This window comes from Brevundimonas sp. NPDC055812, from assembly GCF_053616535.1.
The window spans coordinates 109,833-134,565 of the sequence record NZ_JBSHDX010000001.1; the positions used below are offsets into that span (position 1 = coordinate 109,833).

The 24,733-nt window shown below is 68.3% G+C and carries 25 protein-coding genes and 1 other RNA gene; 17 read left to right on the forward strand and 9 right to left on the reverse strand.

What is annotated here, in order from left to right:
* The first annotated feature begins 1 nt into the window (after position 1).
* On the forward strand, positions 2-496 hold the full coding sequence (locus tag ACWGL1_RS00570; protein ID WP_452110866.1) for a GNAT family N-acetyltransferase: 495 nt from the start codon (positions 2-4) through the stop codon (positions 494-496).
* Here ACWGL1_RS00570 and ACWGL1_RS00575 read toward each other — a convergent pair.
* Positions 487-1,662 carry an SAM-dependent methyltransferase gene (locus ACWGL1_RS00575; protein ID WP_291778033.1) on the reverse strand — a complete coding sequence of 392 codons (1,176 nt, stop codon included), beginning with the start codon at positions 1,660-1,662 and terminating at the stop codon, positions 487-489. The two genes, ACWGL1_RS00570 and ACWGL1_RS00575, sit on opposite strands and share 10 nt — an antisense overlap.
* Positions 1,663-1,798: 136 nt before the next feature.
* Here ACWGL1_RS00575 and ACWGL1_RS00580 point away from each other — a divergent pair, with 136 nt between their 5' ends.
* The 3 genes from ACWGL1_RS00580 to purQ all read left to right on the forward strand — a co-directional run bounded on the left by ACWGL1_RS00580 (position 1,799) and on the right by purQ (position 4,349).
* Positions 1,799-2,281, forward strand: a complete 483-nt coding sequence (locus ACWGL1_RS00580; RefSeq protein WP_338576385.1) for a YbhB/YbcL family Raf kinase inhibitor-like protein — start codon at positions 1,799-1,801, stop codon at positions 2,279-2,281.
* A 124-nt stretch (positions 2,282-2,405) separates the two neighbouring features.
* The gene (locus ACWGL1_RS00585; RefSeq protein WP_338576387.1) at positions 2,406-3,653 is read left to right on the forward strand and encodes an MFS transporter; all 1,248 of its coding nucleotides are present in this window, start codon (positions 2,406-2,408) and stop codon (positions 3,651-3,653) included.
* Positions 3,654-3,686: 33 nt separating this feature from the next.
* Positions 3,687-4,349: a phosphoribosylformylglycinamidine synthase subunit PurQ gene (gene purQ / locus ACWGL1_RS00590; protein WP_291778027.1), complete on the forward strand. Its 663-nt coding sequence runs from the start codon at positions 3,687-3,689 to the stop codon at positions 4,347-4,349.
* On the opposite strand, the gene ACWGL1_RS00595 is transcribed toward purQ, so the two are convergent.
* The gene (locus ACWGL1_RS00595) at positions 4,346-4,579 is read right to left on the reverse strand and encodes a hypothetical protein (protein ID WP_452110867.1); all 234 of its coding nucleotides are present in this window, start codon (positions 4,577-4,579) and stop codon (positions 4,346-4,348) included. The two genes, purQ and ACWGL1_RS00595, sit on opposite strands and share 4 nt — an antisense overlap.
* Positions 4,580-4,702: 123 nt before the next feature.
* On the opposite strand from ACWGL1_RS00595, the gene ACWGL1_RS00600 reads away from it, so the two are divergent.
* The 5 genes from ACWGL1_RS00600 (at position 4,703) to ACWGL1_RS00620 (ending at position 10,756) form a co-directional block, all read left to right on the forward strand.
* Entirely contained in the window at positions 4,703-5,500 is a 798-nt protein-coding gene (locus ACWGL1_RS00600; RefSeq protein ID WP_452110868.1) for a hypothetical protein, read from the forward strand.
* 63 nt (positions 5,501-5,563) lie between these two features.
* Entirely contained in the window at positions 5,564-7,774 is a 2,211-nt protein-coding gene (purL, locus tag ACWGL1_RS00605) for a phosphoribosylformylglycinamidine synthase subunit PurL (protein WP_452110869.1), read from the forward strand.
* Complete coding sequence (locus ACWGL1_RS00610) at positions 7,774-8,142, forward strand: indole-3-glycerol-phosphate synthase (protein WP_452110870.1); 369 nt, start codon at positions 7,774-7,776, stop codon at positions 8,140-8,142. Before purL ends, ACWGL1_RS00610 begins: the two co-directional genes overlap by 1 nt.
* 146 nt (positions 8,143-8,288) lie before the next feature.
* Positions 8,289-9,293, forward strand: coding sequence for a glycosyltransferase family 4 protein (locus ACWGL1_RS00615; RefSeq protein ID WP_452110871.1), 1,005 nt, complete (start codon positions 8,289-8,291; stop codon positions 9,291-9,293).
* A 68-nt stretch (positions 9,294-9,361) separates the two neighbouring features.
* A complete protein-coding gene (locus ACWGL1_RS00620; RefSeq protein WP_452110872.1) occupies positions 9,362-10,756 on the forward strand; it encodes a cytochrome P450 in 1,395 nt (464 codons plus the stop codon).
* Here the strand turns inward: ACWGL1_RS00620 and ACWGL1_RS00625 are convergent.
* The 5 genes from ACWGL1_RS00625 to ACWGL1_RS00645 all read right to left on the reverse strand — a co-directional run bounded on the left by ACWGL1_RS00625 (position 10,753) and on the right by ACWGL1_RS00645 (position 13,237).
* A complete protein-coding gene (locus tag ACWGL1_RS00625; protein ID WP_452110873.1) occupies positions 10,753-11,574 on the reverse strand; it encodes a TIGR00282 family metallophosphoesterase in 822 nt (273 codons plus the stop codon). The genes ACWGL1_RS00620 and ACWGL1_RS00625 overlap by 4 nt on opposite strands.
* Positions 11,571-12,116, reverse strand: a complete 546-nt coding sequence (locus ACWGL1_RS00630) for a 5-formyltetrahydrofolate cyclo-ligase (protein WP_452110874.1) — start codon at positions 12,114-12,116, stop codon at positions 11,571-11,573. Before ACWGL1_RS00630 ends, ACWGL1_RS00625 begins: the two co-directional genes overlap by 4 nt.
* A gap of 239 nt (positions 12,117-12,355) precedes the next feature.
* Positions 12,356-12,516: non-coding RNA, 6S RNA (gene ssrS, locus ACWGL1_RS00635), on the reverse strand.
* Between the two features lie 89 nt (positions 12,517-12,605).
* Positions 12,606-12,947, reverse strand: a complete 342-nt coding sequence (locus ACWGL1_RS00640; protein ID WP_291778013.1) for a cell division protein ZapA — start codon at positions 12,945-12,947, stop codon at positions 12,606-12,608.
* A complete protein-coding gene (locus tag ACWGL1_RS00645) occupies positions 12,947-13,237 on the reverse strand; it encodes a hypothetical protein (RefSeq protein WP_312218016.1) in 291 nt (96 codons plus the stop codon). Before ACWGL1_RS00645 ends, ACWGL1_RS00640 begins: the two co-directional genes overlap by 1 nt.
* A gap of 144 nt (positions 13,238-13,381) precedes the next feature.
* Here ACWGL1_RS00645 and tkt point away from each other — a divergent pair, with 144 nt between their 5' ends.
* From tkt to ACWGL1_RS00680, 7 genes are all read left to right on the forward strand, one after another.
* Entirely contained in the window at positions 13,382-15,331 is a 1,950-nt protein-coding gene (gene tkt / locus ACWGL1_RS00650) for a transketolase (RefSeq protein ID WP_452111122.1), read from the forward strand.
* A 5-nt stretch (positions 15,332-15,336) separates the two neighbouring features.
* Positions 15,337-16,194, forward strand: a complete 858-nt coding sequence (locus tag ACWGL1_RS00655; protein WP_452110875.1) for an alpha/beta hydrolase — start codon at positions 15,337-15,339, stop codon at positions 16,192-16,194.
* A 23-nt stretch (positions 16,195-16,217) separates the two neighbouring features.
* Complete coding sequence (gene purT / locus ACWGL1_RS00660) at positions 16,218-17,411, forward strand: formate-dependent phosphoribosylglycinamide formyltransferase (protein WP_452110876.1); 1,194 nt, start codon at positions 16,218-16,220, stop codon at positions 17,409-17,411.
* Between the two features lie 148 nt (positions 17,412-17,559).
* Positions 17,560-19,647, forward strand: coding sequence for a carbon starvation CstA family protein (locus ACWGL1_RS00665; protein ID WP_452110877.1), 2,088 nt, complete (start codon positions 17,560-17,562; stop codon positions 19,645-19,647).
* On the forward strand, positions 19,640-19,894 hold the full coding sequence (locus ACWGL1_RS00670; protein WP_452110878.1) for a YbdD/YjiX family protein: 255 nt from the start codon (positions 19,640-19,642) through the stop codon (positions 19,892-19,894). The genes ACWGL1_RS00665 and ACWGL1_RS00670 overlap by 8 nt, the downstream gene beginning before the upstream one ends.
* Positions 19,895-20,023: 129 nt before the next feature.
* A complete protein-coding gene (gene gap, locus ACWGL1_RS00675) occupies positions 20,024-21,031 on the forward strand; it encodes a type I glyceraldehyde-3-phosphate dehydrogenase (protein WP_200168597.1) in 1,008 nt (335 codons plus the stop codon).
* Between the two features lie 113 nt (positions 21,032-21,144).
* Positions 21,145-22,341 carry a phosphoglycerate kinase gene (locus ACWGL1_RS00680; protein ID WP_452110879.1) on the forward strand — a complete coding sequence of 399 codons (1,197 nt, stop codon included), beginning with the start codon at positions 21,145-21,147 and terminating at the stop codon, positions 22,339-22,341.
* 55 nt (positions 22,342-22,396) lie between these two features.
* Here the strand turns inward: ACWGL1_RS00680 and ACWGL1_RS00685 are convergent, their stop codons facing one another.
* A complete protein-coding gene (locus ACWGL1_RS00685; protein ID WP_452110880.1) occupies positions 22,397-22,798 on the reverse strand; it encodes a hypothetical protein in 402 nt (133 codons plus the stop codon).
* 156 nt (positions 22,799-22,954) lie between these two features.
* Between ACWGL1_RS00685 and fba the strand changes: the two genes are divergently transcribed.
* The gene (fba, locus tag ACWGL1_RS00690; protein WP_452110881.1) at positions 22,955-24,019 is read left to right on the forward strand and encodes a class II fructose-bisphosphate aldolase; all 1,065 of its coding nucleotides are present in this window, start codon (positions 22,955-22,957) and stop codon (positions 24,017-24,019) included.
* 67 nt (positions 24,020-24,086) lie between these two features.
* Here the strand turns inward: fba and ACWGL1_RS00695 are convergent, their stop codons facing one another.
* Positions 24,087-24,725 (reverse strand): DUF2799 domain-containing protein, encoded by a 639-nt coding sequence (locus tag ACWGL1_RS00695; protein ID WP_452110882.1) that lies wholly within the window; start codon positions 24,723-24,725, stop codon positions 24,087-24,089.
* Positions 24,726-24,733 lie beyond the last annotated feature (8 nt).

Sequence of the window (24,733 nt, forward strand, 5' to 3'; positions counted from 1 at the left end):
CATGATCCTGCGGCCTGAAACCCAGGCGGATCAGGCCGCGATCCGGGCTCTGACGGCGGCGGCCTTTGACGGCCACCCGCACAGCGACGGCTCGGAGCCGCGCATCATCGACGCCCTGCGAGACGCCGGCGCCCTCGCCCTGTCCCTCGTCGCCGAGCTGGACGGTCGGATCGTCGGCCACGCCGCCTTTTCCCCGGTCGAATGGTCTGCTCAGCCCGGCTGGTTCGGCCTTGGGCCCGTGTCCGTCGCCCCGGCCCATCAGGGTCAAGGCATCGGCGGCCGATTGATAGAAACGGGCCTGGGCGATCTGCGCCGCAACGGCGCGCGCGGCTGCGTCGTCCTAGGCGACCCCGCCTATTACACCCGCTTCGGGTTCGCTCAGGACCCGCGCCTGACCTATCCTGGGCTGCCGCCTGAATATTTCATGGCGCTGAGCTTCGGCCCCATCACGGGGACGGGTCCCGTCCGCTATGATCCCGCCTTCGGTCAGGCCTGACCGCACAGATAGTCCCGGCTCAGCGGCACGGCGGTCTGTTTCTTCGTCAGTTGCAGCTGGAAGACCATGTGGCCCAGTTCGCGGAAGGCGACCTCGCTGCAGGCCAGATAGAACTCCCACATCCGGCAGAAGCGTTCGTCATACATGGCCCGCGCCTCGCCGCGCCGCGCCAGAAACCGCTCGCGCCAATGCCGCAAGGTCTCGGCGTAGTGCAGACGCAGCACCTCCATGTCCGTGACCCACAGGCCCGCCCGCTCGATGGCGGGCAGCACTTCCGACAGCGCCGGAATATAGCCGCCGGGGAAGATGTATTTGCGGATCCAGGGCTGGGTGCGATTGGGCGGCGAGTTACGGCCGATCGCGTGGACCACCGCCACCCCGTCGTCATCCAGCAGGCGGGCGACGGTGTCGAAATACTCCTGATAGTTCGGCGCGCCGACATGTTCGAACATGCCGACCGAAATGATGCGATCAAAGGTCTGGTCCAGGTCGCGATAGTCCTGAAGCCGGAAGTCGGCCCGGTCCGTGACGCCCAGAGCCGCCGCACGCTCATTGGCCGTCCGGTGCTGCTCCGTCGACAGGGTGACGCCCGTCACCCGCGCCCCGCGCTCGACCATGGAAAGCCCCAACCCGCCCCAACCGGCGCCGATATCCAGGGCGCGGTGCCCCGGCTCCAGCAACAGCTTGTCGATAAGGCGGCGCTTCTTGGCGACCTGGGCCTGCTCCAGGCTGGCGTCCGGCGTCTCGAAGAAGGCGCAGGAATATTGCAGGTCGTCGTCCAGAAACAGGCGGTAGAAGTCGACCGTCAGATCATAGTGGTGATGCACATTGCTGCGCGCGTTCAGGCGATCATTGGCCTGCTCGGCGCCACGCTTGATCCGCTGCATCCAGGTCATCTTCGGCGTGCGCGGACGCAAGGCCATCTGCGAGGCGGTCAGCTCCAGAAACTCATAGATGCCGCCGCCCTCGACCTGGAATGTTCCATCCATGAAGGCTTCACCCAACGCCAGGTCAGGATTGGCGGCGATGGCCACGGCCGCCTTCATGTCGGTCAGCACGGCCGTCAGTTCCGGCTCGCCCGGCCCTGCCGTCAGCTCGCGGCCGTCGGGAAATCGCACCCGGATCGACCGCGTCTGAAAGGTTCGGTCCAACAGGGCTTGCAGCATCCCGTTCCTCCGCTCATCAAGACAGCTTGACCTTAGCTAGGGACAGAATGTCGCGACGCAACGTCCGTGACCAGTCTTTCGTTAGTCCTGTTTCAGTTTCGGCGGCCTGATCCGCCGCCAAAGGGAGAACGCCGCCATGGGCTTCACTGTCGCCTCGACCGACTTTTCTGACGGAGGGGTCCTGCCTGACGCCCAGGTCAAGGCGCTGGGTAACACGTCGCCGCAGCTCTCATGGTCGGGCGCCCCGGAGGGGACCAGGAGCTTCGCCGTCACCTGTTATGACCCTGACGCGCCGACCGGGTCGGGCTTCTGGCACTGGACCGTCGCCAACATTCCAGCCGATGTCGCCGAACTGGCGGCCGGCGCGGGCGCGGTCGGCGGGGCGAACCTGCCCAAGGGCGCCGTCCAGGGCCGCACCGACTACGGCGAGGCCGGTTTCGGCGGCGCCGCCCCGCCCCCAGGCCACGGCCCGCACCGCTACATCTTCACCGTCTTCGCCGTGGATGTGGACCGGCTGGACGTGACGGAAGACAACTCGGGCGCGGTCTTCGGCTTCAACCTGCACTTCCACACCCTGGCCAAGGCGTCGATCACAGCGACCTACGAAAACCGGGGCTGACGCCCGGCCTCCCGAGGCATGGACACAAAGCGTGATGAGCGCTTCGACGCCGCTCCGGTTGATGCCGTGGGCGGCGTTCCTATTTTGCAGCGCAACCTCCCCTTTTGCTGCATTGCGATAATCCATGCCCCCTGCCGACGCCGCCCCCTGCCTCGACGAAACCGGCTGCATCACGGCCGGTCGCGACATCGAGCGCGTGGCCGAGCCGGGCAAGACGGCGCTGGTGCTGCTGGCCCTGGCCATGGGCGGCTTCGCCATCGGCGTGACCGAGTTCGCGGCCATGAGCGTCCTGCCCGACTTCGCCGCAGGCCTGGGCGTCAGCGAGCCCAAGGCGGGCCACGTCATCAGCGCCTATGCCGCCGGAGTGGTGGTCGGGGCGCCGATCCTGGCCGTTCTGGGCGCGCGCCTTCCGCGCTGGCTGCTGCTGATCGGCTTCATGGCCCTGTTCGCGGTCGGCAACGCGCTCAGCGCCATCGCCCCGACCTATGAGTGGATGCTGGCCTTCCGCTTTCTCAGCGGCGTGCCTCACGGGGCCTATTTCGGCGTGGCGGCGCTGGTCGCGGCGTCGCTGGTCCCCCTGCGCCTGAGAACCCGCGCGGTCTCGACTATCCTGCTGGGTCTGACGGTCGCCACGGTGATCGGGGTGCCGGTCGCCAACGCCGTCAGTCATGAGTTCGGCTGGCGCTGGACCTTCGCCATCGTCAGCGTGCTGGCGGTGCTGACCATGGCGCTGGTCGCCCTGTTCGCGCCGCGCGATCCGGCCCATCCCGACGCCAGTCCCTGGCGCGAACTGGGAGCCCTGAAGCGCGGCCAGGTCTGGCTGACGCTGGGCATCGGCGCCGTCGGCTTCGGCGGCATGTTCGCGGTCTACGCCTATCTGGCCTCGACGCTGAAGGCGGTGACGGGCGTGGGGCCGGAGGTCCTGCCCTGGGTCTTCGCCCTATTCGGCCTGGGCATGATGGCGGGCAATCTGCTGGGCGCCTGGGCCGCCGACCGCTTCGGCATGGCGGCGGCGGGCGGCCTGTTGCTGTGGAGCGCGGCGGCGCTGGCGCTGTATCCCTTCGCCGCGCCCCATCTGTGGGCGGTGATGATCGTCGTGCTGCTGATCGGCGGCGGCGGCGGGCTGGGCTCGGTGCTGCAGACCCGGCTGATGGACGTGGCCGGCGACGCCCAGACCCTGGCCGCCGCCCTCAATCACTCGGCCTTCAACACGGCCAACGCCATCGGCCCCCTGCTGGCGGGCATGGCGGTGGCGGCGGGCTGGGGCTGGACCTCGACCGGCTGGGTCGGCGTCGCCCTGTCGTTGGGCGGTTTCGCGGTCTGGGCGGTCGCCTGGACCACCGGTCGCAAGACGCCGCAAAGCGACGCCTGACATTCTCCACGAAGGGTGCTAGGAGGCCCGGTCATGAGCGCAGCCGTCATCGTCTTCCCCGGTTCCAACTGCGATCGCGACTGCAAGGTCGCCGTCGAACGTTCCACTGGCGAACAGGTCCAGATGGTCTGGCATGCCGAGACCGAACTGCCCAAGGGCCTCGATCTGATCGTGCTGCCCGGCGGGTTCTCCTACGGCGACTATCTGCGCTGCGGCGCGATGGCGGCCCAGGCCCCGATCATGCAGGCGGTCAAGAAGGCCGCCGACGACGGCGTCACCGTGGTCGGCATCTGCAACGGTTTCCAGGTCCTTTGCGAAGCCGGGATGCTGCCGGGCGCCCTGATGCGCAACAGCAGCCTGAAATACATCTGCAAGCCCATCAGCATCACCGTCGCCAACGGCCAGACGCGCTTCACCTCGGGCTATCAGGGCCAGCGCGAAATCGTCATGACCCAGGGCAACGCCGACGGGAACTACTTCGCCGACGCCGAGACGCTGAAGCGCATCGAGGGCGAGGGCCAGGTGGTCTTCCGCTACGTCGACAACCCCAACGGCTCGGTCGGCGACATCGCCGGCCTGCAGAACGAGCGCGGCAACGTCCTGGGCATGATGCCCCACCCCGACCGCGCCTTCGAAGCCGAACTGGGCAGCGCCGACGGCGCCACCCTGTTCCAGAGCATCTACGCGGCGGCCTAAACGCCCTTACGATCCAGGACGCTGGCGCTACGTCCGGCGTCGCTGACCTGAGCAGCTTCGTTCGCAGGTTCGCCGTCCTCGTCGAGGTCGCGTTCCAGCGTGCCTTCGGCGCCGGATTCGTGGATGGCGGCCAGTTCGCGAGCGCCGACGCCCAGCCCCTGTTCAAGGGCGCGGTTGGTCGCGACTTCCTCATTGATCGTCGGCTCGGCGGGGGTCTGTTTCTCGGCCATCGTGGCCTCCTGTCATCTGTCCTGAAACAGCAAGCCCGAATGCACCCGGCCGGTTCCGCGCGCCTGCGGTGAACCTTCCGTCGCGCCGCGCGTAGATACGGCGAAGCTGAGCCGGAGAGACGCATGACCGCCATCGAACGCCCCACCCCCGCCCAGCAGACGCGCCGCCTGGCCGTGCTGGCCGCCGCCGTCTTCGCCGTCATCGTTCCCATCGTTCAGGCCCTGGGCGGTTTCGGCCTGAGCCAGGCGGAGTTCGCCGCCGACGGAAACCAGACGTTGCGGGTGGCCGGTTACGCCTTTTCGATCTGGAGCCTACTCTATCTGGGCCTGCTGATCTACGCCGGGCGTCAGGCCCTGCCCCAGACGGGCGAAAGCGTGCTGATCAACCGCATGGGCTGGCCGTCGGTCGTCGCCTTCTTCGGCATCGGCTTCTGGATCATCATGGCGGCGCTGAACCTCAAGGCGGCCAGCGTCGTCGTCATCTTCGCCTCGCTCCTGGCCCTGCTGCTGCCGATGCTGGCCAGCGCGCGCACGATCCGCGCGACCGGGGCGATGGAGCGGGACCGCTGGTTCCTGATCTGGCCACTGGCGGCGCTGGCCGGGTGGCTGACCGTGGCGGCGCCGCTGAACCTGATCACCGTGGCGACGGCGTTCGAGGCCCTGCCCGCCGCCCTGTCGCCGACCGGCTGGGCCGTGCTGGCCGTGGTCGCGACCACCCTGGCCGGGATCGGCGTGACCTGGGCCTTGCGGACCCTGGCCTATCCCCTGCCCATCGCCTGGGGCCTGGTCGGAGCCTTCGTGGCTGAGCAGGAGATCAAGCCGGTGCTGGCCTTTACGGCCCTGGCGGCGGCCTTCGTCCTGGTGGTGGCCGGCGTCATCGTCACGTTCGGCCTGAGGCGCGGAATCGAACGCCGTCGTTGAGTCTCGCCAAGGCCGCTTCGGATGGGCTGACAGACGCCCCAGAGACGGCTAGAAGGCCCGCCCATGAGCGCGCCCCAAAAGACCATCGCCCAGCTGGCCGAAGAGTACGGCCTCGCCCCCAATGAATATCAGGTCCTGCTGGACCGGCTGGGCCGCGAGCCCAACCAGGTCGAGCTGGGCGTCTTCTCGGTCATGTGGTCCGAGCACTGCTCCTATAAATCCTCCAAGAAGCAGCTGATGAAGTTCCCCGTCACGGGCGAGCGCGTCATCTGCGGCCCCGGCGAGAACGCCGGCGTGATCGACATCGACGACGGCGACGCCTGCATCTTCAAGATGGAGAGCCACAACCACCCCTCCTACATCGAGCCCTATCAGGGCGCGGCGACGGGCGTGGGCGGCATCATGCGCGACGTCTTCACCATGGGCGCGCGCCCGGTGGCCCTGCTGAACGCCCTGCGCTTCGGCGATCCGTCGCACGAGAAGTCCAGGCGTCTGGTCAAGGGCGTGGTCAGCGGCATCGGCGGCTACGGCAACTGCGTCGGCGTGCCGACCGTCGCGGGCGAGACCAACTTCCACAAGGGCTACAACGGCAACATCCTGGTCAACGCCATGTGCGTCGGCCTGGCCCGCGCCGATGAGATCTATTATTCGGCCGCGCCGGAAGCGGGCCACGACGTGGTCTATTTCGGCTCCAAGACCGGCCGCGACGGCATCCACGGCGCCACCATGTCCTCGGCCGAGTTCGACGACGAGTCGGACGCCAAGCGCCCGACGGTGCAGGTCGGCGACCCCTTCGCCGAGAAGCTGCTGATCGAGGCCACGCTGGAGCTGATGGCCTCGGGCGCCGTGGCCGCCATTCAGGACATGGGCGCGGCGGGCCTGACCTCTTCGTCCGTCGAGATGGCGGGCAAGGGCGGCGTCGGCGTCGAGCTGGACCTGGACAAGGTGCCCCAGCGCGAAACCGGCATGACCGCCTATGAGATGATGCTGTCGGAAAGCCAGGAGCGGATGCTGGCGGTCCTCAAGCCCGGCTTCGAGGACGTCGGCTATCGCATCTTCCAGAAATGGGGGCTGGACTTCGCCATCATCGGCAAGACGACCAACACCGGCCATCTGGTGCTGAAGCACCACGGCGATGTGGTCTGCGACGTGCCGCTGGCCCCGCTGTTCGACGACGCCCCCCTGTATGACCGTCCGTGGGTCCAGCCCGAGCTGCAACCGCGCCTCGACCCGGCGGAAGTCCCCGCGCCGGAAAGCTGGAACGACGCCGTGCTGAAGGTCGTCGCCTGCCCCGACATGGCGTCCAAGCGCTGGATCTGGGAGCAATACGACCGCCACGTCATGGCCGACACCCTGCAGGATTCCTCGACCGGCGCCGACGCGGGCGTGATCCGCGTCCACGGCACGGAAAAGGGCCTGGCCGTCACCAGCGACTGCACCCCGCGCTATGTCCAGGCCGACCCCTATGAAGGCGGCAAGCAGGCCGTGGCCGAGGCGTGGCGCAACCTGACCGCCGTCGGCTCGCGCCCCATCGCCATCACCGACAACCTGAACTTCGGCAACCCGCAGCGCCCCGAGATCATGGGCCAGATCGTGCGCGCCACCGACGGCATGGCCGAGGCCTGCCGCGAGCTGGACTTCCCGGTCGTGAGCGGCAACGTCAGCCTGTATAACGAGACCAACGGCGTCGCCATTCCGCCGACGCCGACCGTCGGCGCCGTGGGCCTGCTGACCAACTACGACGTGACCACCGGCTTCGGCGGCGCGGCCGAGGGCGACCAGCTGGTGCTGATCGGCCAGACGCACGGCGAACTGGGCGCCTCCATCTATCTGCGCGAGGTTCTGGGCCGCGAGGACGGCGCTCCGCCGCCGGTCGACCTGAAGCTGGAACGCAAGACCGGCGACTTCGTGCGCGGCCTGATCGAGGCGGGCGAGCTGACGGTCGTTCACGACCTGTCGGACGGCGGCCTGGTCGGGGCGGCGGCGGATATCGCCCTGGCCTCGGACGTCGGCATCGAGCTGAACGCCTCCAGCCAGGCTCACGCCCACGCCTTCCTGTTCGGCGAGGACCAGGCCCGCTATCTGGTCGCCGTGGCGGACGCCGACGCCCTGATCGCCAAGGCGCAGGACGCGGGGCTGCACGCCTCGGTCGTCGGTCTGGTCAAGGGCGCGGACTTCGCCTCCTCGGGTCCGAAGGGCGAGCTGTTCCGCATCCCCGTCGCCCATGTGCGCGAGTTCCACGAAGGCTGGATGCCGAACTGGATCGAAGGCTGATGCGAGCCGCCGTCCTCACCCTCGTCGTCGCCGGCGCCGCCCTGCTGTCGGCCTGCGAGTTCGAGGGCGGCGATCCCGTCCAGCACGCCCTGCGCGATGCGGCCGCCGCCCGGCAGGCCGCCGCGCTGAAGACCACCGAGGAAGAAGAGATCCAGGCGATCCGTCGCCCGACCGCCTCCGGCCCGGCCCTGCATGAGCCGGATGAACTGTCGCGACTGATCACCGCACGGCGCCAGGCGGTGGAGGAGACCCGCGCCGCCCTGGCCGCCGTCGCTGATCCGGCGCTGAAAGCCCAGTTGGCCGAAGACCTGAAGGCCGAGGAAGCCAGCCTGCGCGCGCTTGAGGCGCGCCGCGCCGCACAACCTTAAGGCGGATTGTCAGCAGCCGTTCATGTTGATGGTGTAGGGCGCTCGGCATAGCCAAGCCCCGACGGAGCCCTCCGCTGAAAGTCGCTGTCGTCCTGCCTTCCGGTTGCCGCTTCTCCGCATCCCAGCCGAATTCCATGGAGACGGTCGTGCGGACCCTGGCTCGCGGCGCGCAGAAGGCGGAGCTCCGCATCTTCTGCTGCGAAGGCGCTGACGACCACGGCGACCTGCCGGCCCACCGCCTGCCCAGCGACAGGAAGCGGATGGCGGCGCTTGAAAAGGCGCTGAGCGACTATCAGCCGGATGTGATCGAATTCCATCAGCAGCTCCGGCAGGCCCTCCATATCGCCCGCCGGTTTCCGCGCGCCACGCGAGTTCTCTATCGGCACAATGCGCTGAAATCCCCACGCACCCCGCTTGATCGCTGGCGCTACGAGCGGCGCTTTCGCCAGTTGGACGGCCTGGTCTTCGTCAGCGAGGCCGGGCGGCGGGAATTCCTGCACGATTTTCCGCGCCAGGAGCCGAAGGCCTTCGCCGTTCCCAATCCGATCAGCGTCGATCTGTGGCGGGCGCCGGTCGAGAACCGCGAGCCTGTGATCGCCTTCGCCGGTCGCGCCATGCCGGAGAAGGGGGTGCACCTGATCTGCGCCGCCCTGCCCGCCGTGCTGGAGCGCCATCCGGACTGGCGCGCCGTGCTGATGCTCAACGACTGGGACAAGCACGCCGCCTGGGCCGCGCCGCACGTCGCGCCGTTGGAGCGGTTCGGCGATCGCGTATCGGTGCTGAAGTCCGCGCCGCTGGGCGAGGTCCAGGCGGTGATGCAACGGGCGGCCATCGCCCTGACGCCTTCGGTCTGGGCCGAACCTCTGGGCCTGACCGCGCTGGAGGCCCATGCGGCGGGGGCGGCCCTGATCTCGTCGGGACGCGGCGGCCTGCGCGAAGCCAGCGGCCCGCACGCCGTCTATGTCGACGACCTGACCGCCGAAGGACTGGCTGCGGCGATGGACGGTCTCATCGGCGATCCCGAACGACGCCTGGCGTTGGCCCGGGCCGCACAGACCTATGTCCTGCAGACCCACGCTCCCCAGCGTCGCGCGACGCAACTCCACGACCTGCGTGAACGGTTGCTCAGCGCCAGGCATTTGGCGGGATAGCCTCGAAGCCCCCTTCATTTTGACATTATAGTCAATAAATATGGAGTCGACCTGAGAAGGAGCGCTCCATGACAGACGCCGCCGCCTCGACCTTCCGTCCCTGGACGCCGCCGCGCCGGACCGCGCGGATGAGCCTGCTGCCCTTCCTGTGGCAGAGCTGGCGCGACCCGCTGCAGATCTGGGGCGAGGCGCACTTCAGGGAGCTCTACATCAGCGGCCAGTCGCCGCTGGGACGGTCGCTGGTGGTCAGCGACCCGGCGGGCGTGCGTCATGTCCTGACCGACAACGCCGCCAACTATGTGAAGGGCGACCTGCAAAGACGGGTGCTGGGGCCCATGCTGGCGGACGGCCTGCTGCTGACCGAGGGCGAGCAGTGGCGGCGGCAACGCCGCATCATGGCGCCGCTCTTCACGCCCGCCTACACGGCCCGAACGGCAAACATCATGGATGGGGTCTGCCGCCGCCGGGTCGAGGGCTGGCGCCTGCCGCACCACGGCGCGCGCGTGCTGAACATCGACAGCGAGATGAGCGGCCTGACCTTCGACATCCTGTCGGCGACCATGTTCTCCGACGACCTGGACGGCGACGCCGCCGGGTTTGAAAGGGCCTTGAACCAGTATCTGTCGGTCGGGGCGCGGATCAGTCCGCTCGATGCGCTGAAAGCGCCCGACTGGATCCCGCGTCTGGGCCGCGTGGCCTCAGGCGGGGCGGCGCGCTTCTTCGAGGAGCGGGTGACGGCCCTGGTGGCGCGACGGCGCGCCCGCCTGACCCACGGCGACGCCCCCGACGACCTGCTGACCGCCCTGCTGAACGCGCGGGATGAGGAAGGCGACGGCTCGGGCCTGTCGGATCATGAGGTCGCCTCCAACATCCTGACCTTCATCCTGGCGGGACATGAGACGACGGCCAGGACCCTGGGCTGGACCCTGCACCTGATCAGCCGCGACCGCCGCGTGGCCGACATTCTGAAGGCCGAGGCGGACGGCTGGGACCGCAGTCCGGCGGGCGTGCGCGACCTGATCTGGCACCGTGCGGTGATCGAGGAGGCCATGCGTCTGTTTCCGCCCGCCCCCGCCATGATCCGGCAGGCGCTGGAGGACGACGAGATCGGCGGCCATGAAGTGAAGGCGGGCCAGAGCGTGCTGATCGCGCCCTGGGTCATCCATAGGCATGAGAAGTTGTGGGACGAGCCCGACGCCTTCCGCCCCGAACGCTTCCTGCCCGAGAACCGCAAGTCGATCGATCGCTACGCCTGGCTGCCCTTCAGCGGCGGCCCGCGCATCTGCATCGGCGCCGCCTTCGCCATGCAGGAGGCGGTGATCGCCCTGGCCGAAATCCTGAAGGCCGCCGAGGTCGAGGCCATCACCCCGATCGAGCCCCGCCCTATCCATCAGGTCACCCTGCGCAGCCAGCGGACCCTGCGCCTGCGGCTCAGGGCGCGGAAGCGGGCCGCTGCGGCCTAGACCTGCGGTATCGCCTGGATGAGACGCCCGCCGACGCGGATCGGCTCGACGCGCTTGGCCAGGCCCGTGCGGTCATCGGTCTCGACGAAGACGCCGCAGATGGTAGCCGGGCCGCTGGCCGGGGTGTAGCGCCCGCCGGACAGACGGGTGGTGAAGCGGCGCAGCGGCTCTTCCTTGTCGTTGCCGATGACGGAGTCGTAGTCGCAGCAGCCGCCCGCGTCGGTCTGATAGGCCGTGCCGTGCGGCAGAATCTGCGCGTCCGCCGTCGGAACGTGGGTGTGGGTGCCGACCACCAGACTGGCGCGGCCGTCGCAGAAGTGGCCCATGCCCATCTTCTCGCTCGTCGCCTCGGCGTGCATGTCGACGATGACGGCGTCAGCGACGACGCCCAGAGGCGCCGCCTCCAGTTCGCGCTCCACCGCGCTGAAGGGGTCGTCCATCGGGTCCATGTGGACGCGGCCCAGAACGTTGATGACCAGCACTCGGCGCCCGTCCGGCGTGACGAAGACGTCGGCGCCGCGCCCCGGCGCATCCATCAGGCGCGGATAGTTGGCGGGACGGATCAGGCGCGGCTCGCGCACGATATAAGTCAGGGCCTCGCGCTGGTCCCAGCTGTGGTTGCCCAGCGTCAGGACGTCGGCCCCGGCGTTGAAGATGTCGTTGGCGGTGTTCTCGGTGATGCCGAAGCCGCCCGCGGCGTTCTCTGCATTGACCACCACGAAATCGAGCCTGAGGTCGCGCCTCAGCCCCGGAAGGTGGTCCGAAAGTCCATCGCGCCCGGACTTGCCGACCACGTCACCGAAAAACGCCAATCTCATGGGATGGCTCTATAGCCGGTCTCGGTCAAAACGCCATGCAGGCGGATGTCGTGCGGCTCCAGAGCGAGGCGATCAACCGCCTGCCCGGCATAGGCGAAGCCGACCCGATGTGCGTCGGGCAGCGCCGCGAACGTCCGGTCGTAATAACCGCCGCCCTGCCCCAGCCGCCCGCCGTGGGCGTCGAAGGCCAGCAGGGGCGTCACGATCAGGTCGGGCGTCACCACCTCGCCGAGAGGCAGGGGCGCGGGGCAGCCAGCCGCGTCCAGCTCCAGCGGCTCGCCCGGCGCCCAAGCGCGGAAGATCATGGCCGCGTCGCGCTCCAGCACCACCGGCAGGCACAGACGACGCCCCGCCTGATGCAGGATATTGGCGAGAGCGTCCGTATCCAGCTCCGATCCCATGGCGCGGTAGAGGGCGACGATCTCGCCGGGAGGAAGGGCGTCGGCATGGCCTGCGGCGCGCTCGGCCGCCTCGGGGTCGGTCTCGGCCAGACGCTTGCGAAGCGCGCGCATGGCGGCGCGAAGTTCGTGCTTGGGGGTCATCGCCGCTCGGCCCTTCGCCAAATTCCACCGTCATCCTCGGGCTTGACCCGAGGATCCAGCCCAACGGCGCGCTGAACGCCGACAAGCAGAGCGCGTCGCCCAACCCGATCCTCGGGTCAAGCCCGAGGATGACGGCGGGAGGAGAAGCAGGTGAAGAAATGCGCGCCCAGAGCGCACGAAACGCGCTCAAGCAGTGAGCGACCCCGTCGCGAGCGATAGCGCACAAAAGAGAAGAGGGTGGCGGCGCCGCGTGAGCCGTGAAGCGCGTTTAAATCCTCTCGACCTGGGTAGCCAGGTGGGCTCCGTATGCCCAGGCCCTCGAGCCCGGACAGGGACAGATCCCTATGAGTGAATTAAGGTCAGAAGGATATGTTGTCTTCGACGTGAGCCGCAGCAGGACCCGCCGTCGCACAAGATAGGCGTTCAGGCGGGTTTCAACAATGGCGAACATCCCTCTCCCTCCCCTTTATGGGGAGGGAGAAACCGCGCTCAGATCGTTTGAGTGATCTTCTCGATCCTTGCGGCCACGGCGTTCAGGGCTTCGGCCACGCCGTCGCTGGCGGAGGCCGGCGCAACGGCGGCCGCAGCCGTCGCCTTGGCCCGGCCCGAGTTCTGGACCGCCGCCTGGCGTTTCGCCTCTCCAAGCTCGTCGGCCAGCATCAGAGCCGCCATCAGAAACAGGCGCACGTCCCCGACCTGGCCGACCTGATCGGCCACGCCCTGCACCCGCTCGTTGAACTGAGACGCCAGGTCGCGCACCCGCGCCTCCTGACCATCGGCGCAGCCCACCGCATAGGGGCGGCCGTGAACCTCTACCGTCACCGTCGCCATCAGTTCGCCTCCTCTCGCCCAGCGGCCTGCTGTGAGGCCGCCTGCTGTTGCGCCAACACCTCGCGCACGGCGTCGGCCGCAAGGGCCAGGGCCTGGGCGGTTTCCTGGCCGACCTCTTCAAGCTCAGCGATGCGCGCCAGATCGGCCGCGTTCGAGGGACGTGGCGCGAACAGGTCGTCATCGGCGATCGGCGGCGCCGAAGCGGGCCTCGCCTTCAGCTCCAGCACCTTGCGCTCCAGATCGGCCAACGCTCGATCAATCCGCGCCTTTGCAGCCGTAACGGCGTCCATGGGGGTCCTTTCTTCCAGATTCCGTGTAGAACCTGCCGGCGCGCCGGGGTAAAGCGGCGCCGCCCCCGCTTTATCCTGTTCCTGAGGAAAGGTCTCGCCGTGACCGACGCCCAAGCCGCATTCGCCAAGCCTTCGCCCAAACAGATGGCCGACGCCATCCGGGTGCTGTCCATGGATGCGGTCGAAAAGGCCAAGAGCGGCCACCCCGGCATGCCGATGGGCATGGCCGACGTCGCCACCGTCCTCTATTCGAAATTCCTGAAGTTCGACGCCAGCCGTCCCGACTGGGCCGACCGCGACCGCTTCATCCTGTCGGCCGGTCACGGCTCGATGCTGATCTACAGCCTGCTACACCTGACGGGCTACAAGGACGCGACCAAGGAGCAGCTGGAAAACTTCCGCCAGTGGGGCTTCAAGACCGCCGGCCACCCGGAGTACGGCCACATGGCCGGGATCGAGACGACGACCGGCCCGTTGGGCCAGGGCCTGGCCACCTCGGTCGGCTTCGCCCTGGCGGAGCGGCATCTGGCGGCGCGTTTCGGCAAGGATCTGGTCGACCACCGCACCTGGGTCGTCGCCGGCGACGGCTGCCTGATGGAAGGCGTTTCGCAGGAAGCGATTGCGCTGGCGGGCCGCCTGAAGCTGAACAAGCTGTGCGTCCTGTGGGACGACAATGAAATCACCATCGACGGCAAGCTGTCGCTCTCGGACGCCACCGACCAGCTGGCGCGCTTCAAGGCCTCCGGCTGGGCGGTCAAGGCCATCGACGGCCACGACTACAAGCAGATCCAGAAAGCGCTGAACTGGGCGACCAAGCAGGACAAGCCGACGCTGATCGCCTGCAAGACCAAGATCGGCAAGGGCGCCGCCACCATGGAAGGCAGCCACAAGACCCACGGCGCCGCCCTGGGCGCCACCGAGATCGCGGCGACCCGCCAGGCGCTGAACTGGCCGTTCGAGCCGTTTGAACTGCCCGAAGGGATCAAGACCGCCTGGGCCAAGGTCGGCAAGCAGGGCGCCAAGGCCCGCAAGGCCTGGGAAGCCCGCCTGCTGAACCACGACCACCGCGACGACTTCACCCGCGCCATGGCCGGCGACCTGCCCACCGGCGCCTTCGAGGCGCTGGACGCCAAGCTGAAGTCGCTGGTCGTCGACAAGCCTGCCCTGGCCACGCGCCAGTCCTCGGGCGAGGCGCTGGAGACGGTGTTCAACGCCATTCCCGAAATGGTCGGCGGCTCGGCCGACCTGACCGGCTCGAACAACACCTTCGTCAAGAACACCCAGATCATGGACGCGCCGGACTATGCCGGTCGTTACCTGAACTACGGCATCCGCGAGTTCGGCATGGCCGCGGCGATGAACGGCCTGGCGCTGCACGGCGGGGTCATCCCCTACGGCGGCACCTTCATGGCGTTCGCGGACTACAGCCGTCCGGCGATCCGTCTGGGCGCCCTGATGGGCGTGCGCGCGATCCACGTCCTGACGCACGACAGCATCGGCCTGGGCGAAGACGGCCCGACGCACCAGCCGGTCGAGCATCTGGCGGCCCTGCGCGCCATCCCGAACCTGCTGACCATGCGCCCCGCCGATACGGTCGAGGCGCTGGAGTGCTGGCAGGTCGCCCTGCAGCACAAGACCACGCCGACCGCCCTGTGCCTGTCGCGCCAGAAGACCCCGGCCGTGCGCGTGACCGACGCGGGCGAAAATCTCTCCAGGAAGGGCGCCTATGAGCTGAAGGCCGCCAACGGCGAGGCGAAAGTCACCCTGTTCGGCACCGGCACCGAAGTCGCCCTCGCCCTGAAGGCCGCCGAGACGCTGGAGGCCGAAGGCGTGCCCACCCGCGTCGTCTCGGTCCCCTGCTTCGCCCTGTTCGAGCAGCAGCCCAAGGCCTATCAGGACGCCGTCATCGGCCGCGGCACGGTGCGCGTCGCCGTCGAGGCCGCGATCAAGCAGGGCTGGGAACGCTTCATCGGCGAGGACGGCGGCTTCGTCGGCATGTCGTCCTTCGGCGCCTCGGCCCCGGCCGAAATCCTCTACCGCGAGTTCGGCATCACCGCCGAGGCCGTGGTCGAAGCCGCCAAGGCCCGACTGTAACCCTCATGCGCCGCCTCGCCCTCGTCCTGAGCCTCGGCTTGTCGATGGCGGGCGGCGCGACCGCTCTCGCCGCACCGGCGGAGGACGCACCCGCCGTCGCCGAGACGCCCATCGTCATCGGCCGGTCCTACGCCCTGCCCTCGGCCATCATGGGTCAGACGCGCGAGATCAACGTCTGGCTGCCGCCCGGATATGCTGAAAGCGGCCAGACCTATCCGGTTCTCTATGTGCTGGACGGCGGTCAGGATCAGGACTTCCACCACATCTCGGGCATCGCCCAGTTGGGGACCATCGTCGGCACGACCCGCGACGTCATCGTCGTGGGCGTCGCCTCGGTCGACCGCCGCAATGAGCTGGCCCTGCCGACCGAGGACGCCGAACTGATCGCCCGCTATCCGACGCAGGGCCATTCCGACCGCTTCCGTCGCTTCATCGGCGAAGAGGTCCAGCCCTTCATCGAGAGCCGCCTGCGCACCAACGGCGAGACGGCGCTGATGGGCGAGTCTCTCGCGGGTCTGTTCGTGATCGAGACCTTCCTGAAAGAGCCGCAGATGTTCGACGCCTATGTCGCCGTCAGCCCCAGCCTGTGGTGGGACGGCGGCAGGCTGGCCCAGCAGTCCGGCGCCCATCTGCGCGACCACTCCAACGATCCGCGCACCCTGATCCTGACGCTGGGCGACGAGGGCGAGATGATGCAGGCGCCGATGGACGTGCTGACCGCCAATCTGCGCGACCACGCCCTGCCCGGCGTCAAATGGGACTTCACCCCGCGCCCGGCCGAAAGCCACGCCACCATCTATCACGGCGCGGCGCTGGACGCGTTTCGCCGCCTCTATGCGGTTCCGGCAGCGCCCGGAACCTGAACGACTTTTCGGAGCCTGACGCCATGAAGATCGGCACGCCGCTTACCGACCACGCCACGCGCGTCATGCTGCTGGGCTCGGGCGAACTGGGCAAGGAGGTCGCGATCGAGCTGCAGCGCCTCGGCGCCGAGGTGATCGCGGTCGACCGCTACGCCAACGCTCCGGCCATGCAGGTGGCGCACCGCAGCCACGTCATCCCCATGACCGACGCCCAGGTGCTGAACGGCGTCATCCTGGCCGAGGCGCCGCACATCATCGTGCCCGAGATCGAGGCCATCGCCACCGACGTGCTGGCCGGCATCGAAGCGGCGGGTCTTGCCCGCGTCATCCCCACCGCGCGGGCGACGCAGCTGACCATGAACCGCGAGGGCATCCGTCGTCTGGCCGCCGAGGAACTGGGCCTGCCGACCAGCCCCTACGCCTTCGCTGCTTCGGCCGAGGAGCTGGCGGCGGACGCGCAGGCCGTGGGCTTTCCCTGCTTCGTCAAGCCGGTCATGTCGTCCTCGGGCAAGGGCCAGTCCTATGTCGAAGGCCCCGAGGGCGTCGCCGACGCCTGGGCCTATGCCGAAGCCTCGGGGCGGGTCGCGGGCGGCGTCGTCATCGTCGAGGGCAGCATCGACTTCGACTATGAGATCACCCTGCTGACGGTGCGGTCGTTACGCGACGGCGCGGTGCGCACCGATTTCTGCGCGCCTATCGGCCACCGCCAGCAGAAGGGCGACTATGTCGAAAGCTGGCAGCCGCAGGCCATGAGCGAGGCGGCGTTGAAAGCGTCGCAGGCCATCGCGGCCAAGGTGACGGAGGCGCTGGGCGGCCTCGGCGTGTTCGGCGTCGAACTGTTCGTGAAGGGCAATGACGTCTGGTTCTCGGAGGTGTCGCCGCGCCCGCACGACACCGGGCTGGTGACTCTGGCCACCCAGACCATGAGCGAGTTCGCCCTGCACGCCCGCGCCATTCTGGGCCTGCCGGTCGACGTGACCCTACGCGAACCGGGCGCCAGCGCCGTCATCTACGGCGGGATGGAGGCTGAAGGCGTGGTGTTCGAGGGCGTGGCCGAAGCCCTGTCGGTCCCGACCGCCGACCTGCGCCTGTTCGGCAAGCCAGAGGCCTTCGAGCGCCGCCGCATGGGCGTGGCCCTGGCGCGCGGCGCCGACACGGACGAGGCGCGTGCGCGTGCAACCGAGGCGGCGAGCAAGGTGCGGGTGGTCGCTCCGTAATCCTTCTCCCTCTCCTGATGGGAGAGGGTCGAAACATTAGCCATGCCCGCAGCCAAGCTTCTTCGACTTTTGTCGATTGGCGCCGGGCGCGATTAGGGTCCAAAAAAGGCGAAAGGTCGCACCCAGTCGACCCGGAGGACCGTTCGCCATGGGCAAGCTCAAGACGGCGCTGATATTCGGCGCCATCGCCATATTGGGGGCCGTGTCCCTCGCCGTCATCGCCCTGCACCAAGGCGAAAGCATCAGCGCCGTCTGGATCGTGGTCGCGGCGCTGTGCGTCTACGCCATCGCCTACCGCTTCTACGCCCGCTATTTGGCCGGAAAGGTGCTGGGGCTGAACGCCCGCAGGCCCACGCCCGCCGTTAGACACAATGACGGGCTGGATTACGTCCCGACGCCGCGCAACGTCCTGTTCGGCCACCACTTCGCAGCCATCGCGGGCGCAGGCCCTCTGGTCGGGCCGGTGCTGGCGGCGCAGATGGGCTATCTGCCGGGCGTGCTGTGGATTCTGGTCGGTGCCGTGCTGGCGGGGGCGGTGCAGGACATGATCGTCCTGTTCATGTCGACCCGACGCGACGGTCGCTCGCTGGGCGACATGGTCCGCACCGAGATGGGGCCCATCCCCGGCGTCATCGCCCAGGTCGGGGTGCTGATGATCATGGTCATCATCCTGGCCGTGCTGGCCCTGGTGGTGGTCAAGGCCCTGGCCGAGAGCCCGTGGGGCACCTTCACCGTCGCCGCCACCATTCCCATCGCCGTCTTCATGGGTCTGTACACCCGCTATCTGCGGCCCGGCCGCGTGGGCGAGGTGTCGGTGATCGGCGTGGTGCTGCTGGTCCTGGCCATCATCGGCGGCGGCCATATTGCGGCTGATCCCTTCTGGGGTCCGGCCTTCACCCTGTCGGGCACGACGCTGGCCATCGCCATGATGGCCTATGGCTTCATCGCCTCGGTCATTCCGGTGTGGCTGCTGCTGGCCCCGCGCGACTACCTGTCCACCTTCCTGAAGATCGGCGCCATCGTCGCCCTGGCCGTCGGCATATTGATCGTGCGACCGCACATCCAGATGCCCGCCGTCACCCCCTTCATCGACGGAACCGGGCCGGTCTTCTCGGGCGCCCTGTTCCCCTTCCTGTTCATCACCATCGCCTGCGGGGCCGTGTCCGGCTTCCACGCCCTGATCTCGTCCGGCACCACGCCCAAGCTGCTGGAGAACGAGAACCAGATCCCGCTGATCGGCTACGGCGCCATGCTGTGCGAAAGCTTCGTGGCCATCATGGCCCTGATCGCCGCCACCGTGCTGGACCCGGCCGTCTATTTCGCCATGAACAGCCCGGTCGCCGTCATCGGCGACAACGCCGCATCCGCCGCCGCCGCCGTGGCCCAGTGGGGCTTCCACATCACCCCGGCCGAGTTGGAGAACCTGGCCCGACAGGTGGGCGAGCACTCCATCCTGTCGCGCGCAGGCGGCGCCCCCACCCTGGCCGTCGGCATGGCCCACATCCTGTCGGGCGTCATCGGCGGCGAGGCCATGATGGCCTTCTGGTACCACTTCGCCATCCTGTTCGAGGCCCTGTTCATCCTGACCACGGTCGATGCGGGCACCCGCGTCTGCCGCTTCATGATCCAGGATCTGCTCGGCATGGCCGTGCCGAAGATGCGCCAGACCCATTCCTGGACCGGCAACGTCGTGGCCACGGCCCTGACGGTCGGGCTGTGGGGCTATTTCCTCTATACCGGCGTGGTCGATCCCCTGGGCGGGATCAACAGCCTGTGGCCCCTGTTCGGCATCGCCAACCAGATGCTGGCGGCGGTCGCCCTGATCCTGGGCACGGTCGTCCTGTTCAAGATGAAGCGGCAGAGGTTCGCCTGGGCCACGGCGGTCCCGGCGGTCTGGCTGCTGATCTGCACGGTCACGGCGGGGCTGCAGAAGCTGTTCCACCCGGACGTGAAGATCGGCTTCCTGGCCCATGCCCGGAAATATCAGGACGCCATGGCCGCCGGCGACATCCTGGCTCCGGCCAAGACCATCGGCGACATGCACCGCGTCATCGTCAACGACTACGTCAACTCGGCGCTGACGGCGGGCTTCCTGTTCGTGGTGCTGACGGTCGTGGTCTATGGCGTCGGCGCCTGCCTCAAGGCGCTGAAGTCCGATCGCCCGACCGTGGTCGAAACCCCGGCCGAGCATGAGCTGACCCTGGCCGACGAAGCCATGGACATCGCCCGTGCCTAGGCCCTCTTCATCCTCGGCGACAACCGGGGGCGCGGACCTGCTCTGCGCCTGTCGCGACACTCTGGTGCGGTGGGGCAAGGACGCCCGCCGCACCGCCGGGCTGATGATCGGCCAGCCCGACTATGACGCCTATGTCGCCCATACGAAGGCGACCCACCCGGATCAGGAACCGCTGGACCGCACCGCCTTCTTCCGCCTGCATGAGGCGCGGCGGTTTGGCGAAGGGGGCGGCTTCCGCTGCTGCTGAAGGGCTGGGCCGCGCCCCGACGGTTACAGGTGATCATACCTTGTTACGGCGACGGGGTTGCAACCGCGCGCGCTCCGTCCCACTAAGGCGCCAATCATAAATAACCCTTGGTTCAGGAGACCTCGCCCCATGACCGTTCGCGTCGCCATCAACGGCTTCGGCCGCATCGGCCGCCTCGTCCTTCGCTCCATCGTCGAGCACGGCCGCAAGGACATTGAGGTCGTGGCGATCAACGACCTGGGTCCGGTCGAGACCAACGCCCACCTGTTCCGCTATGACTCGGTGCACGGCCGCTTCCCCGGCACGGTCACGACCGGCGAGGACTGGATCGACGTCGGCACCGGCAAGATCAAGGTCACGGCCGAGCGCGACCCGGCCAACCTGCCGCACGCCGAGCTGAAGGTGGACATCGCCCTGGAATGCACGGGCATCTTCACCTCCAAGGACAAGGCCTCTGCTCACCTGAAGGCGGGCGCCAAGCGCGTGCTGGTCTCGGCCCCTGCCGACGGCGCCGACAAGACCATCGTCTTCAAGGTCAACCATGAGACCCTGACGGCCGACGACATCGTCGTCTCCAACGGCTCGTGCACGACCAACGCCCTGGCCCCGGTGGCCAAGGTGCTGCACGACCTGTTCGGCATCGAGCGCGGCTACATGACCACCATCCACGCCTACACCGGCGACCAGCCGACGCTGGATACGATGCACAAGGACCTGTACCGCGGCCGCGCCGCCGCCCTCAGCATGATCCCGACCTCGACCGGCGCCGCCAAGGCCCTGGGCCTGGTCCTGCCGGAACTGAAGGGCAAGCTGGACGGCTCGTCGATCCGCGTCCCGACCCCGAACGTCTCGGTCGTCGACCTGAAGGTCGTCGCCGGTCGCGAAGTCACGGTCGAGGAAATCAACGCCGCCCTGCTGGCCGCCGCGAACGGCCCGATGAGCGGCGTCCTGGCCACGACCACCGACCCGCTGGTCTCGGTCGACCTGAACCACGTCGCCGCCTCCTCGACCGCCGCCCTGCCCCAGACGCAGGTCGTCGACGGCAAGCTGGCCCGCGTCCTGACCTGGTACGACAACGAGTGGGGCTTCGCGACCCGCATGGCCGACACCGCCCTGGTGATGGCGAAGTTCCTCTGATCCGGCCTCGCGCCTGACAGACTGCTGACCTATGAGGGGCTCTCGCCGAACGGCTGAGAGCCCCTTGTTTCAAGACGACGGGCCCGCCGCCCAGATCAAAAGACGGATCACCGATGACCTTCCGCACCCTCGACGACGTTTCCGACCTTTCGGGCAAGACCGCCCTGGTCCGCGTGGACTTCAACGTGCCGATGGAGGACGGGAACGTCACTGACGACACCCGGCTGAAGGCCGCCCTGCCGACCATCCACCGCCTGCGAGAGGCGGGCGCCAAGGTGGTGCTGCTGGCCCACTTCGACCGCCCCAAGGGCGAGCGCGTGCCGTCGATGAGCCTGAAGCCGGTCGTTCAGCCGCTGGAGATGCTGCTGCACGGCCCCGTGCGCTTCGCTGACGACTGCGTGGGCGACGAGGCCAAGACCGCCGTGGCCGATCTGGACGCGGGCGGCGTGCTGCTGCTGGAAAACGTCCGCTTCCACAAGGGCGAGGAAAAGAACGACCCGGCCTTCGCCCAACAGCTGGCGGAACTGGGCGACCTCTACGTCAACGACGCCTTCTCGGCCGCGCACCGCGCCCACGCCTCGACCGAGGGTCTGGCCCGCCTGCTGCCCGCCTATGCCGGTTGCGCCATGGCGCGCGAGCTTGAGGCGCTGGATGCGGCGCTGGGCAAGCCGCAGAAGCCGGTCATCGGCATCGTCGGCGGCGCCAAGGTCTCGACCAAGCTGGACCTGCTGAAGAACCTGGTCGCCAAGCTGGACTACCTGGCCATCGGCGGCGGCATGGCCAACACCTTCCTGTTCGCCCAGGGCGTCGATGTCGGCGGTTCGCTGTGCGAGAAGGATCTGGCCGACACCGCTCGCGAGATCATCGAGGAAGCCCGTCGCCAAGGCTGCGAACTGCTTCTGCCGGTCGACGTCGTGGTCGCCAAGGGCGTCAAGCCGGGCATCGAATCGGGCGTGCGCGCCCTGGACCGCATCGCCGCCGACGACCTGATCCTGGACGCCGGGCCGGAGACGGTCGCCCGCCTGAACCGCGCCATGGACCTGTCGAAGACCCTGATCTGGAACGGCCCGCTGGGCGTGTTCGAGGTCCCGCCCTTCGACAAGGCCACGGTCGAGGCCGCCAAACACGCCGCTGAACTGGCCAAGGCCGGCAAGCTGGTCGCCGTGGCCGGCGGCGGCGACACCGTCGCGGCCCTGAACCACGCGGGCACGGCCGACGACATGACCTTCGTCTCCACCGCGGGCGGCGCCTTCCTGGAATGGATGGAAGGCAAGGTTCTGCCGGGCGTCGAAGCCCTGCGCGCCGCTTAAGCGCAACCATCAAGGCGAGGGCTGTTCGCGGCCCTCGCTCCTGACGTCCGAAGCTTTAGTCTTCGCCGTCCATATCGACGGCGCGCGCGACCAGATCGCGCCACGTCGGGTCGGTGTCGTCCACCAGATCGACGTCGTCCAGCAGAGCCACCGCCCCGCCGCCGTCCGGCATGATCAAGCCCAGCACTTCCATCAGATCGCCGTCGGGCCCGACGTGGGCTTCGGCCTGGACGATCACGGCCGCCTGCTCGCCGTCCTCCTCCCACCAGATCACGGGCTGAGGCAGTTCCATGTCGATGACGCGCGCCTCTTCCGTATCGCCCAGGGCGAAGACGGCCTTGCCCGCCTGGACATCATCCAGCGTCGCCACCGCGCCGGCGAAGGGCGTCAGCCGCGACCAGTCGTCGACGTCGAAACCGCCGCCGTCCTCGTCCAGCGCATCATCATTCTGGCCCATGGCCGCTCCCTGGTCTGACGCTGTTCACGCGTCGGAACCCCATAGGGCTTCAGCGCACAAAGTCCACTAAGCCGCGGCGCTGTAACCCGGCGTGACTTCCCCCGCCCGAACGGCTAAGAGGTCGGGCAAAATCATAACCGGTTCAGGAGACTATCCATGGCGCGCATCACGCTGCGACAACTGCTCGACCACGCGGCGGAGCACGACTACGGCCTGCCCGCCTACAACATCAACAATATGGAGCAGGGCCTGGCCATCATGGAGGCCGCCGACGCCGTCAACGCGCCGGTCATCATCCAGGCCTCGCGCGGCGCCCGCTCCTACGCCAACGACATCGTCCTGGCCAAGCTGATCGACGCCCTGGCCGAACTGTACCCGCACATCCCGGTCTGCATGCACCAGGACCACGGCAACGGCCCGGCGACCTGCGCCACCGCCATCCAGTACGGCTTCACCTCGGTGATGATGGACGGCTCGCTGGAAGAAGACGCCAAGACCCCCGCCTCCTACGAGTACAACGTCGAAGTGACGCGCCGCGTCACCGAAATGGCCCACAGCTGCGGCGTCTCGGTCGAGGGCGAACTGGGCGTTCTGGGCAGCCTCGAGACCGGCATGGGCGAGGCCGAGGACGGCCACGGCTTCGAAGGCAAGCTGGACCACTCGGCCCTGCTGACCGACCCGGATCAGGCCGTCGACTTCGTCAAGGCCACCAAGGTCGACGCCCTGGCCATCGCCATGGGCACCAGCCACGGCGCCTACAAGTTCACGCGCCAGCCGGACGGCGAAGTCCTGGCCATGAACGTGATCGAGGAAATCCACCGCCGCCTGCCCAACACCCACCTGGTGATGCACGGCTCGTCCTCAGTGCCGCAGGACCTGCAGGACATCATCAACCAGTATGGCGGCCAGATGCCCCAGACCTGGGGCGTGCCGGTCGAGGAAATCCAGCGCGGCATCAAGAACGGCGTGCGCAAGGTCAACATCGACACCGACAACCGCATGGCCATGACCGGCGCCATCCGCAAGGTGCTGGCCGAGAAGCCGAGCGAGTTCGACCCGCGCGCCTATCTGAAGCCCGCCAAGGAAGCCATGCGCAAGCTGTGCATCGAGCGCTATCAGGCCTTCGGTTGCGAAGGCCAGGCATCCAAGATCAAGCCCCTGTCCACCGCCCAGATGGCCAAGCGTTACGCTTCGGGCGAACTGGACCCGCGCATCGGCTGATCGCCGGTTGCGTCCTGATCAGACGGAAACGCCCGCCTCCAGTCGATGGAGGCGGGCGTTTTCATCTTCACCAAACGCCGTAGCGGCCGCCGATCGCGCCGCGCACGGCTCGCGCCTCGATCTCGGCGTAGTGAAGCGCCTCCTCGGCCTGACGCGCATCCCGGCGGGCGTCGCGGATTTCCTCGCGCACCTCGCGGATACGGTCGCGGATGCGACGACGTTCCTCATCGGTCAGCCCTTCCTGACGCAGTTCGCGCTGCTTGGCTTCCAGCTTGTCCTCGCGATTGCCGATGCGGCCGATCGCCGAGTTCAATGCGCTCTCCGCCGAGCTCACCGCCTGCTCGACCGCATGGATGCGTCGTCCATCCTCATAGGCGGGCAGGAAGTCGCGCTCCTCGGCCGGGGCGCAGACTCCGCCATAGCTGTTCCCTTCACGACCCTGCCGGAATCCGTTCTCCCAAGTGCAATAGGTCCGCAACCCGTCCTCTCGCGAGGCCAGATAGGCGCTCATGTTCGGCGCCACCCCGTATTTGGCGCAGGCCTTGGCGTGATCGTCCAGGCGGCTGACCTGGCGTCCGGCCGCGCCGTCGCGCCAGCCCTGACCGCCCCAATCGCCGACAAGGCACTGGTCCTCGTTCATGGTGGCGCAACCCGACAGCAGGATCACGCCCGATACGGCGACAACAAAGGCGATCAGCGACTTCATCTTCGGCC